The organism is Anaerocolumna sedimenticola (assembly GCF_009931695.1).
In the GTDB taxonomy this organism is placed as follows: Bacteria; Bacillota; Clostridia; order Lachnospirales; family Lachnospiraceae; genus Anaerocolumna; species Anaerocolumna sedimenticola.
This window is the reverse complement of the sequence record NZ_CP048000.1, coordinates 854,485-866,872: the sequence shown is the minus strand read 5'-3', so window position 1 is coordinate 866,872 and position 12,388 is coordinate 854,485. Positions and strand designations below refer to the sequence as shown.

At 35.9% G+C, this 12,388-nt stretch carries 11 protein-coding genes; 8 read left to right on the top strand and 3 right to left on the bottom strand.

Going from position 1 to position 12,388, the window contains the following annotated elements:
* The first annotated feature begins 11 nt into the window (after positions 1 to 11).
* The gene (locus Ana3638_RS03810) at positions 12 to 428 is read left to right on the top strand and encodes a flagellar protein (RefSeq protein WP_161836852.1); all 417 of its coding nucleotides are present in this window, start codon (positions 12 to 14) and stop codon (positions 426 to 428) included.
* 154 nt (positions 429 to 582) lie between these two features.
* Here Ana3638_RS03810 and Ana3638_RS03805 read toward each other — a convergent pair whose 3' ends face one another.
* On the bottom strand, positions 583 to 1,524 hold the full coding sequence (locus Ana3638_RS03805) for a CvfB family protein (RefSeq protein WP_161836851.1): 942 nt from the start codon (positions 1,522 to 1,524) through the stop codon (positions 583 to 585).
* A 99-nt stretch (positions 1,525 to 1,623) separates the two neighbouring features.
* The gene (locus Ana3638_RS03800) at positions 1,624 to 2,337 is read right to left on the bottom strand and encodes an acyl-[acyl-carrier-protein] thioesterase (protein ID WP_161836850.1); all 714 of its coding nucleotides are present in this window, start codon (positions 2,335 to 2,337) and stop codon (positions 1,624 to 1,626) included.
* 250 nt (positions 2,338 to 2,587) lie between these two features.
* On the opposite strand from Ana3638_RS03800, the gene Ana3638_RS03795 reads away from it, so the two are divergent.
* The 3 genes from Ana3638_RS03795 (at position 2,588) to Ana3638_RS03785 (ending at position 4,982) form a co-directional block, all read left to right on the top strand.
* Entirely contained in the window at positions 2,588 to 2,965 is a 378-nt protein-coding gene (locus Ana3638_RS03795; protein ID WP_161836849.1) for a RidA family protein, read from the top strand.
* Positions 2,966 to 3,224: 259 nt separating this feature from the next.
* Complete coding sequence (locus tag Ana3638_RS03790; protein WP_246240767.1) at positions 3,225 to 3,875, top strand: class I SAM-dependent methyltransferase; 651 nt, start codon at positions 3,225 to 3,227, stop codon at positions 3,873 to 3,875.
* A gap of 6 nt (positions 3,876 to 3,881) precedes the next feature.
* Complete coding sequence (locus Ana3638_RS03785; protein WP_161836848.1) at positions 3,882 to 4,982, top strand: CPBP family intramembrane glutamic endopeptidase; 1,101 nt, start codon at positions 3,882 to 3,884, stop codon at positions 4,980 to 4,982.
* Between the two features lie 108 nt (positions 4,983 to 5,090).
* Here the strand turns inward: Ana3638_RS03785 and Ana3638_RS03780 are convergent, their stop codons facing one another.
* Positions 5,091 to 5,267, bottom strand: a complete 177-nt coding sequence (locus Ana3638_RS03780; RefSeq protein ID WP_161836847.1) for a YjfB family protein — start codon at positions 5,265 to 5,267, stop codon at positions 5,091 to 5,093.
* A 212-nt stretch (positions 5,268 to 5,479) separates the two neighbouring features.
* Between Ana3638_RS03780 and trxB the strand changes: the two genes are divergently transcribed.
* The 4 genes from trxB to secA all read left to right on the top strand — a co-directional run bounded on the left by trxB (position 5,480) and on the right by secA (position 12,365).
* The gene (gene trxB / locus Ana3638_RS03775; RefSeq protein ID WP_161836846.1) at positions 5,480 to 6,403 is read left to right on the top strand and encodes a thioredoxin-disulfide reductase; all 924 of its coding nucleotides are present in this window, start codon (positions 5,480 to 5,482) and stop codon (positions 6,401 to 6,403) included.
* A gap of 231 nt (positions 6,404 to 6,634) precedes the next feature.
* Complete coding sequence (locus tag Ana3638_RS03770) at positions 6,635 to 7,930, top strand: C40 family peptidase (RefSeq protein WP_161836845.1); 1,296 nt, start codon at positions 6,635 to 6,637, stop codon at positions 7,928 to 7,930.
* A gap of 890 nt (positions 7,931 to 8,820) precedes the next feature.
* Positions 8,821 to 9,348 (top strand): ribosome hibernation-promoting factor, HPF/YfiA family, encoded by a 528-nt coding sequence (gene hpf / locus Ana3638_RS03765; protein ID WP_161836844.1) that lies wholly within the window; start codon positions 8,821 to 8,823, stop codon positions 9,346 to 9,348.
* A gap of 446 nt (positions 9,349 to 9,794) precedes the next feature.
* Entirely contained in the window at positions 9,795 to 12,365 is a 2,571-nt protein-coding gene (gene secA, locus Ana3638_RS03760; protein WP_161836843.1) for a preprotein translocase subunit SecA, read from the top strand.
* The last annotated feature ends 23 nt before the right edge of the window (positions 12,366 to 12,388 follow it).

Here is a 12,388-nt window from a genome sequence, read left to right as displayed (position 1 = left end):
AGGAGAAAGATATGGATGTACGAAACTGTAAAAGTTGCGGGAAATTATATAATTATATCAGCGGGCAGCCGCCTCTGTGCAATGCTTGTTTAAAGGCCCTTGATGAAAAGTTTTCGGTAGTTAAGGAATATATCTATAATCACCCCGGGGCTGGAATTGCAGAAGTAGCAGAAGAAAATGATGTTTCTACCATGCAGATCCAGAAGTGGATCAGGGAAGAGCGGCTTGCATTTTCTCCAGATTCCCCGATTGGTATTGAATGTGAAAATTGCGGTACCATGATTAAAACCGGAAGGTTCTGTAAGGCTTGCAAAGATAAGCTGGTAAATAATTTTGGAAGCTTGTACAAGGAGGAAGAAGAACCTCAGTATAAGAAAAAGGATTTTAAGGATCCAAACGGTAAAATAAGGTTTCTGGACAGAAAATAACTCGAAAACATCGGATTAAATTATTAAGTTTATTAAACTGCAGATTATTAATTTAGTAAAGCTTAAAGTATAAAAAGAGGATGGCAGTAATAATAAGTTACTGTCATCCTCTTTTCCTTATAACTAATCGGTTATTGTTGCAGAATGGTACCACTTACTTAACTTCAGTAATTCCGGTATCCGATATGGTTATTCTTTCTTCTTTCATAAGTCTTCCGATAGCTCTTTTAAATGCATTTTTACTCAGGTTAAATTGGGTTTTAATAACCTCTGCATCTGTTTTATCATGGTAGGGAAGAAAACCGCCGGCTTCCTGTAATTTGTTAAAAATCAATTCCGCATCGGAATCCAGCTGCACATAAGATTTTTCCCTGATACTTAGATCCAGTTTACCGTCAACTTTCACCTGTGTAACTCTTGCCTCCACACTGTCACCTACTTTTAAAGGACGATATAATTCTTTCGTGGGGATTAATGCACAATAACGGTTGTCCACTGCCACAAAAGCTCCAAAACTATCTACAATTTCATATACCGTACCAATAACTTTATCATTTTTTTGATAAGGGGAATTGCAGTCCAGATAGTCATAAACTTTCATTGTTGCACATAGCCGTTCACTTTTATCAATATAAAGAGATACCAGAACATCCTCTCCTGAATGAACTCTGGCAGTCTGTTCTTTAAACGGAAGCAGTAAATCCTTAGCCAAACCCCATTCTAAGAAAGCACCGATAGAGGTTACTTCTTTAACTCTTAAAAGAGCAGTTTTACCTAATGTCAGAACCGGAATTGTTGTTGTGGCAATAGGACGGTCTTCTGAATCTTTATATATAAAGACCTCGATTTGATCGCCTAATTTAATTCCGCTTGATACTTGATTTTTCGGCAATAAAATTTTACTTAGGTCATTTACATGTATGCCTTGTCCTGATTTGGCCGGCCGATTTCCGTTATAACTCCTGTTTTCCCATTTTGGGCGGCTTGCAATTGAAGAATCTGCGGAACTGTAATCCTTACCCGGTTCACCAAGATAAACTCCAAAGTCAGTGGTTTTTATAACTTCTAAAGTTTGAACTTCACCTAATTTTATCATTAAAACTAATACCTCTCTTTCTGCCGCCGGCTGCGGCATAAAATCCCATGAAAGAAGCCATTTTACTGGCTTTTTCTAAGTGAATTTAGCTATAATTCACTATTCTTCCTGTTGTTTGAATTCAATAATAGTAAACGGTTTTCCTTCCTGATTTGCAAGAACCACCGTATATGTACTGTTCTCCCTGCATACCATGGGTACGATAATATCGCCTAAAACCGCTGACATTCTGTATTCTGCTCTCATTTGTCTGATTCTAAAACCGCTTGGCAGGAATTCCTCTGCCATTTTTATATATTGCCCATTATTAACATGATTATTGGTGTCGATATTGGCTCGGATAACGGGAAATTCTGCTAAACTGTCAAGATTTTTGGGTATATTAATCTTTCGGGGAGCATAATCCATCTCAAATTTTTTTTCAGGATTATAACCGCGGATATCCGCTTCGGTAACCTTTATGGGGCGATAATTTTCCGTATCCATATAAACCCAGATGGAATTTGCGACCGCGGATATCTGACCGTTAGTGTCTTCGATCATAAAATTGCGGTATCCGTACATACTATTAAAATCATAAGCCCAGGTAGAAACAGTAATCTCTTCTCCAAGAGAGGGAAACCGATTAACAATGATCTGCCAGGCGTTCATTAACCAGACACGTTTATTTTTCTCTAAATATGCCAGTCCCATACCAATATCTTCTGACTGAAAAGTGCTGCAGTCCTGGAAATAATTGATAATGGAGTACATATCCATTTTTTTCTCTTTATCTACTTCGCTATAGCGCACACGGCTTTTAAAACTGTACATAATATAACTCCTTAGTTGGTTTACCATTTATTATAGCATTATTTTAAATAATTTGATACAAAATTATTAGATTTATAATAATTGAAACCATGTTACAGTTCAGCCTATGGTACCGCGAGGTCATTTGTTACAATTCAGCCTGTAAAACACAGAAATTGGAGTTATTTCAGAAAAGAGGTGAAATCCTGAAACAGTTGGTATATAATTGTTATATTAACGGAAAATTATAATATGGAGGTCAGAAGAAAATATGAAAAAAGTAATTAGTACAACGAAAGCACCCGCAGCAATCGGTCCTTATTCTCAGGCTATTGAAATAAACAATATGGTTTATACATCCGGTGTAATTCCTATTAATCCGGAGGATGGAACAATAGTAGAGGGTGATATTACGGTACAGGCAGAACGTGTCTTAAAAAGTTTATCAGCTTTATTGGAATCCTGCGGTACCAGTATGGATCATGTGGTAAAAACCACTGTATTTATAAAAAATATGAATGACTTTGCAGCAATGAATGAAGTTTATGCTAAGTTCTTTACAAAAGACTGCCCTGCCAGATCTTGCGTAGAAGTTGCAAGACTTCCCAAAGATGTTCTGATAGAAATTGAAGCAATTGCTGCTTTATGATATACATTTAATTAGCAGTAATGTAATAAAATTCCGGTGTAATATACTGGATATTTTATCTGTTGTTTGCTATAATAATAATATTGCAGGTTAATAACAAGTTTTTAGCTAAATCATAATACCGATTTTTATTTGCGCGAAAGTAATGTGAGCGTTTACAAGTGCTTTGTCAGTCTGTAAAGTAAGCTTGGCGTTACTGCTCATTATGAAACAATTTTAACGTTAAAACGAGCGCGCGTACCGGAGAAACTGGCTTAACATGTTTCTAACGGATGTGACCGTATTGGGATTGAAAGGATGGGTTTTGTTGGACTCGATAGACTATTATAATAAGTACGCGAATTTATACTTTGAAAGTACAGTGGAATTAGATATGGAAGATATCTTAGATAAATTTATCAGTTATTTACCAGAAGGCGGAGAAATTCTTGATTTGGGCTGCGGTTCCGGTAGAGACAGCTTAAATCTGATTCAAAGAGGTTTTGATGTAACTGCGATAGATGGTTCAAAAGAATTATGTGAATTAGCTTCCATACATATTGGACAGGATGTTCTGCATATGCAATTCACTGAACTGGATTTTGATGAAGTATTCGACGGTATTTGGGCATGCGCATCACTTTTACATATAACGCCGGATGAATTTGAAGAAATCTTTGGCAAAGTAATAAAATGCTTAAAGCCGGGCGGCGTATTATATATGTCCTTTAAACATGGTGATTTTTCAGGCTTTAGAAATGGACGGTATTTTAATGATTTTAGAACAAAAGAAATGAAAGATATCATTAATAAATTTACTGAACTTGAGATAATGGAGATATGGAAAACTCCCGATGTCAGAAATGAACATGGTGAAGAGGTTTGGTTAAATGTATTAGTTAAGAAAATAGATGATGAAAAGCAGGTGTAAAGCTTTATGAATAGAATAAAGTCAGTGAACCGGGTGTTTTTAATAACGGTTCTTTTATCCATAGTGGGATCCGTGATAAATACCTGGATTTTTGAATTTACCGGGAACTATTTTTTGATACTTTTAATGTCCCAGATTATTCTTGTAATTCCCTCATTGATTTATCTTATTACACAAAAAGTTAATGTTGCCCAGGCTATTCGGTTTAAGAAATTAAAGATATCCAATATTATTTTGATTATTATCTTTGCCTACCTGATAACACCTTTAATGAACTTGATCAATGCCATATCCATGTTGTATGTGCAAAATGATACCACGGATATTATGAACAACATTGTTGAAAATAATGGCTTTTTCTTAAGTCTTATTATGGTGGCTTTTGTGCCGTGTATATTAGAGGAGTCGGTATACCGTGGTATATTTTTTAATGAGTATAGTAAGGTAAATGTTTTAAAAGGAGTATTCTTAAGCGGATTTTTATTTGGCATCATACACGGTAATTTAAACCAGTTTTCTTATGCCTTTGCCATGGGAATCGTTTTTGCCCTTCTGATTGAAGCAACGGATTCCATACTGGCAACGATGATTGTACATTTCTTTATTAATGGGACATCGGTAGTAATTATGGCTTTATATCCGAAACTGTTTCAGTTTTTGGAAACCTTATATGGCCCCGACAAGTTTAATGCGGACGAATTGATGAAATCCATGAATTCCGGTATTCTTGACGACATGACTTTAGGATATGTCATTCAGAGCTATGGAATAACAGCAGTAATTACTACTGTGTTAGCTTTTATTGTATTTAAGACAATTGCAAAGAATTCCGGCAGATGGGAACATTTGAAAAGTATATTTAAGAGAAATAACAGAGGGGGAGTTGGATACTCACAGACAGATAATTATACCGTAGAAGGGGATATAAGCCTGCAGGATTCTTTCTATGAGATACCACAAACCAAAAGAAAATTAATCACGGTAAGTCTGATTACCGGTATAATCATATGTGTAACTCTTATGCTGGTAAATGAAATATTTGCTCCTGCAGTACCGGAACAGAATGCAGAAAACTTTTATACAGTGATACGTTTGTTTTTATTTTAATATAAAGAATTAAAAATTGCCCGGCTTAAATGGTTGTCCATTAAAAGCCGGGCTTTATCGGTAATTCAGGTTAAATAATATTATTTGTTTATTCCATTTAAAGTGCAGTTATATTTTGATATCGATATTCTGTCCCACATTAGGGTTGACGGACTGCTCCATCATTTTAACAAGGCTGTCGCCCATTCCTTCTACAGTATCCAGATTCATATTAAGTACTGCCGTACTAACCTGTGTAATTATTTGTGACTGACTTTGTAACATGGATGCCATTGAAATATCCATAAGCAGTTCTCCTTTCCGGCTACGGTTCCCTCTAAAAGTGCAGTATTGAAGGGAATAAGATTTTTAATATTTAATATAATGTGGTATAATATAACTACTATCCGTTATTCAAAGGATGATTTTGTGAATCTTTACAATACCCTTTTATTATAACACAGGGTGATGAAAAATGGTATACATGAAAGAAAAAGAATGAATGGAGGAATTTTAATATGGATAAAATTTATGATTTAATTATAATCGGTTCGGGTCCGGCAGGTTTAGCAGCAGCACTATATGCAGGAAGAGCGGAATTAGATACGATTATTATTGAAAAGGCACCCATTAGCGGCGGACAGATTATTAATACTTATGAGGTGGATAATTATCCGGGTATTCCCGGTATAAGCGGATTTGAGTTAGGAACCAAATTCAGGGAGCATTGTGACCGTATGGATATGAAATTCATCACCGGTGAGGTGGTAAACTTCAGTCTGGAAGACGGAATAAAAATAATCACATTAGATGACGGAACCAAATACAGGAGTAAAACGGCGATTATAGCTACCGGTGCCAACCCGCGTAAACTTAGGGTGGAAGGAGAAGAAAGATTATCCGGTATGGGTGTTTCTTACTGCGCAACCTGTGACGGTGCATTTTTCCGAAACAAAACAACCGCAGTTGTAGGCGGGGGGGATGTTGCAGTGGAAGATGCCATATTTCTGGCCAGATTATGCAAAAAAGTCTATGTTATCCACCGCAGGAATGAATTCAGGGCAGCAAGAAGTTATATTAATAAATTAATGTCACTAGATAATGTAGAAGTTATATGGGACAGTGTTGTCGAAGAAATAAAAGGTAAGGAACAGGTTGAACAGATTACGGTTAAAAACGTGAATACAGAAAAATGTACTGAATTATCTGTTGATGGAATCTTTATTGCTGTAGGTAATATACCGAATTCGGAAGTGTATAAATCCGTTGTCCAGGCAGATGCCGGCGGTTATATCATAGCCAGTGAAAATTGTGAAACTAATATACCGGGAGTATTTGCAGCCGGTGATATAAGAACCAAAGAATTAAGGCAGATTATTACGGCAGCTTCCGATGGAGCAAATGCCATTACAGCAGTAGAAAAGTACTTAAATACGCTGTAATTAAGAAAATTGCATATAAAATAATAAAAACAATGTCGGTTTTAGTGAAAATGGATAAAAAATATGAGTGTTTTTGCCATATTTCGGTTGACAGGAGTAGAATGATTTGATATAATGGCCTCAGTGTATTTAATAAATTTGTAACATTTATTCGTAGAAATGCAACAAATGATGACTTATTATGAATGGATTATTACATTCATATGACTTTACAAGGAGGTCACTTTTCATATGATAAAAGGTATTGCTCTTAAAGCATCCTTATGTACAGCGGCATTGTTGTTATCATTAGGCTATGGCATTACAGCAAAAGCAGCAACGAGTACATCGGATATAGGAATTGCAGGTATTACTCCTGTATTAGATAATTATTACACAGCTACAGCAGATAAGAAAACCGGTGATGCAGAGAAATTGTTAGAAACCTTATCAACAAAAAAGGTTACAAAATTAAGCACTTCGGAAGAAACTAAGATTGAATCACCTTATGCCAATCTTGGGATATCTATCGCTGATGAAGGCAGTTATGTTAATATAAGGAGCAAGCCGGATCAGGAAAGTGAAGTAGTTGGCAAGCTTTATCCCGGATGCGCTGCGGATATTCTTGAAACGAAAGGCGACTGGGTTAAAATTCATTCCGGTAATGTAGACGGATATATTAAATCTGAGTTTTTAGCTATTGGTGAAGATGCAGAAAAGCTGATAGATGATGTTGCAAGTAAATATGCAGTTGTAACAGCAAAAGGTGTTCGTGTCAGGGAAGGCAAAAGTACCGATACAGATGTAGTTGCATTAATTCCTGAAGGAGATAAGTATTACATAAAAAAAGAATTTAAAGATTGGGTAGAAATTTTAGTTGATGAAGATGAATCCAATGATATACAGGAACAGATAACAGGATATGTATCCAAAGATTTGGTAAAAGTAGAAGTAGAATTTAAATATGCTATTTCTATTGAAGAAGAAAAAGCTAAATTAGAAGCAGAAGAAAAAGCTAAGAAGGCTGAGCAGGAACGCCTGGAGAAATTAGCCGAACAGCAGGAAGAAGAAAGACAAAGAGAGAATCAGAATAGAGAAAATGCCGAAAACGCAGCTGAAGATGCTGAACAATCCAGAAATGATTCTTCATCATCTGATAATAACAATTCAAGTTCCGGTAGTTCAACCGGAAATGAAATTGCAGATTATGCACTAAACTTTGTTGGTAATCCATATGTCTATGGTGGTACAAGCTTAACCGGTGGTACAGATTGTTCAGGCTTTGTGCAATCTATATATTCTCATTTTGGTTATAGTATTGCAAGAACCTCCAGCAGCCAGTCTCAATCAGCCGGTTCCGAAGTAAGTATGGGTAATCTTCAGCCAGGGGATTTGATTTTCTACACTAACAGCAGCGGAAGTGTTGGACATGTTGCTTTATATATCGGCGGCGGCAGGGTAGTACATGCAAGCAATCCAAGAGATGGTATCAAGGTTTCCAATTATGATTACCGTACACCTTATAAAGCAAGAAGAGTTATAAATTAAGAATATTAAGAATGCTGATTATGTTAATTCGTAATCAGCATTTTTTATTTCCGCGAAAGCAAAGTGAGAATTAGCAAGCTTGCTTGCAATAATTCCAACGAGCACGCGAACCGGAGAGAAAATGCACCGCTTTGGGTACAGATAATATTTTGCGGCGGTTCTTTGTTGAAAAAGATGAATTTTTCAGTCAATATTACGCATAATATAACTTATCGGAAGATGCTTTTTATCTTCCGATAAAAGGCGCTGATTTCGCGCCGTGCATCAGACAATAGGAAGTTGTTCTTTCCTATTGTATAGAATGTGGTAAAATGTTTCAAAAATTGTATGAATTTTATTAAATCGTAGTTAATTCATACCTGGAATAATCCGTTGGGAGAATGCTCTTGACAAAATATAGTATATACAAATTGCACAAAAGAATAGTATATGCTTTGACGTGTGGATATATGAGTGTCGTTACCTGTGTAGTTATCCAAAAGTTATCCACAATTTGAAAGCTTGATTTTACACGAAAAAGAAGTTATGCACCAAGTTATCCACATTATCCACAACGAATAACCACCCCTGTCGAACAGGAACAGGCTGTCAAGCGCGAATATTTGTTTTGTAAGTAATGATAAAATTGGGAATAAATTCATATTATGATAGAAAGGATACTTATATATCTATTGTCAAATAAATTAGAAATATGTTGTACAATTAATAATAATTGGGCGAAAAATTGCGATTTATAGGATTATTATAAAAAATAATAAATAAATTTGTAGTATTAAAGATAAATATTAATACGTATTTTCACAAACCAGGAAATAGCTTGTCACCTCCTGCGAATTGTGTTATAATACAGATACAAAGTTATATAAGAAAGTTAAAAGGAGTTGATTCATATGCGTTATATTATTAGCGGTAAAAATATTGAAGTAACAGAGGGTCTTAAGACTGCTGTTTATGAAAAAATCGGCAAACTGGAAAAATATTTTACTCCTGATACTGAAATCCATGTAACAATGAGTGTAGAAAAAGAAAGGCAGAAAATAGAAGTAACAATTCCTATGAAAGGAAGTATGGTACGTGCAGAACAGACAAGTAATGATATGTATGTATCCATTGATTTAGTAGAAGAAATAATTGAACGTCAATTAAGAAAATATAAAAATAAAATTATAGAACAAAAACAGGCCGCAGCTAACTTAAACCAGAATTTTATGGATGATGAATTCGAAGAAGATGATACCATTAAGATTATCAGAACCAAGAAATTTGCCATAAAACCGATGGATCCGGAAGAAGCGTGCGTACAGATGGAATTATTAGGACATAATTTTTTCGTATACAGGAATGCGGAAACAGATGAAGTAAATGTAGTATATAAACGTAAGGGTAATACTTATGGATTAATAGAGCCGGAATATTAAGCCGAGCGTTATGGTATGGTTATTATACCAATAAGAAAGGGAATACGATCTTATTGAATTAAGGGGCTGTGAAGCCCCCTTTAATAATTTCTGTGATAGTAAAGTAAGAATTGGTAAGCATGCTTGCAATAAATCAAACGCGCATTTGAACTCTTGATGATTGGTTATGACGCTGCTTTGATAGACTTTTTGCTTGCGAAAATATTTCCAATAGGGTATACTTTACGAAAAGTGTTGAATAGTATAAGCGTAAATGATACAATATAGGTTGAACTGTGAAAACGAAACTGTTTATTCAGTTTTTTTAAAGTATTATAATAGGTCCGGCGAGAATTTATTATAATATTTCCGCTGATTTTTATGCGTCATTCAAGGCTGCCTGGGGTAAGCCATAACACTAAACTTATCATTTACTGATTACAGAATAATACAGGAGTGAAACGAATATGAGCTTTATAACTAAGATATTTGGTACACACAGTGAAAGAGAAATAAAATTAATTATTCCTATTGTAGATCAAATTGAAGCGCTTGAACCTACTATAGTAAATCTTTCCGATGCAGAATTAAGAAATAAAACAATCGAATTTAAAAATAGACTTAAAAACGGCGAAACCTTGGATGATATCATGGTGGAGGCCTATGCAGTAGTAAGAGAAGCAGCAAAAAGAGTTTTAGGGCTCAGACATTTCCGGGTTCAGTTAATGGGTGGTGTTATTCTGCATCAGGGAAGAATTGCAGAAATGAGAACCGGTGAAGGTAAAACTTTAGTTTCAACCCTTCCCGCTTATTTAAATGCCTTAGAGGGCAAGGGTGTTCACATCGTTACCGTTAATGATTACCTGGCAAAACGTGATGCCGAGTGGATGGGAAAAATTCATGAATTTTTAGGACTTAAAGTTGGTGTTATCTTAAATAGTATGGATAACGACGAAAGAAGAGAAGCATATGCCTGCGATATAACCTATGCTACCAATAATGAATTGGGATTTGATTATCTGAGAGATAACATGGTTATTTATAAAGAGCAGCTGGTACAAAGAGGGCTTCATTATGCAATCATCGATGAAGTTGACTCCGTATTAATTGATGAAGCCAGAACTCCGCTTATTATCTCCGGACAAAGCGGTAAATCCACCAGATTATATGAAGCTTGTGATATTTTAGCAAGACAGCTGGTACGTGGTAAAGAAAGTGCTGAATTAACCAAGATGGCAGCATTAATGAAAGAAGAGATCGAAGAAGAAGGCGATTTCATTGTTAATGAAAAAGATAAAAATGTTAACCTTACTGCAGAAGGTGTTGCAAAAGTAGAAAACTTTTTCAAAATTGAAAACCTTGCGGATCCGGAGCACTTAGAGATACAGCATAATATTATATTAGCATTACGAGCTCATAATTTAATGTTCCGTGATAAAGATTATGTTGTTAAAGATGATGAAGTATTAATCGTAGATGAATTTACCGGACGTATCATGCCGGGAAGACGTTATTCCGACGGTCTTCACCAGGCGATAGAAGCAAAGGAAAAAGTAAAGGTAAAAAGGGAAAGCAAAACTCTGGCAACCATTACATTCCAGAACTTCTTTAATAAATACGGTAAGAAGAGCGGTATGACCGGTACTGCTTTAACGGAAGAAAAGGAATTCAGAGATATCTATGGAATGGACGTAATTGAAGTTCCCACGAATTTACCGGTAGCCCGTATTGACAGACAGGATGCGGTTTATAAGACCAAACGCGAGAAGTTAAATGCGGTAATAAATGAAATTATTGAATCTCATAAAAAAGGCCAACCAGTACTGGTAGGTACGATTACAATTGAAGCTTCGGAAGAAATCAGCGAATTGTTAAAGAAAAAAAATATACAGCATAAGGTTTTAAATGCGAAATTTCATGAATTAGAAGCTGAAATCATCGCTGATGCAGGACAGCCAGGCGCTGTAACCATTGCTACCAATATGGCCGGACGTGGTACGGATATTAAATTAGGCGAAGGAGTAGTAGATGCCGGCGGACTTAAGATTATCGGTACGGAACGTCATGAATCCAGACGTATTGATAACCAGTTAAGAGGTCGTGCCGGACGTCAGGGTGACCCCGGTGAATCCCGTTTCTTTATTTCCCTGGAAGATGATTTAATGCGTTTATTTGGTTCCGAACGTTTAATGGGTATGTTCAATTCCTTAGGTTTACCGGAAGGGGAACAGATTGAACATAAGATGTTAAGCAACGCCATTGAGAAAGCTCAGACAAGAATAGAGAATAATAACTTTGGTATCAGAAAGAATTTGTTAGAGTATGACCAGGTTAATAATGACCAGAGAGAAATTATTTATGCCGAAAGAAGAAGAGTTCTTGACGGTGAAAGTATGAGGGATTCCATCTTCAAAATGATAACCGATACGGTGGAAGATTGCGTTAACACCAGTATCAGTGACGATCAGCTGCCGGAAGAATGGGATTTAAATGAATTAAACAATTTATTAATACCTATTATTCCTCTGGAACCGATTGTACAGGATCCTTCCAATTTGAAATATTATAAGAAAAATGAACTGATTCAGAAGTTAAAAGAAGATGCGGTTAGTCTTTATGAAGCAAAAGAAGCAGAATTTCCTGAAAAAGAACATCTCAGGGAAATTGAACGTGTTATTTTATTAAAGGTTATTGATAGAAAATGGATGGATCATATTGACGATATGGACCAATTACGTCAGGGTATTGGTCTGCAGGCATATGGACAAAGAGATCCGCTAGTTGAATTTAAATTTATGGGCTTTGAAATGTTTGATGAAATGACAGATGCAATCCGTGAAGATACGGTTAAAGCTTTGATGCATGTCCGTATTGAACAGAATGTGGAAAGAGAACAGGTTGCCAAAGTAACCGGTACCAATAAAGATGATACGGTACAGCAAGGGCCTGTAAGACGTGTTGGTAAAAAGATTCAACCAAATGATCCTTGTCCATGCGGAAGCGGTAAGAAGTATAAATATTGCTGCGGAAGAAGTTAACCATTGGTGGCATACGTTAAAAC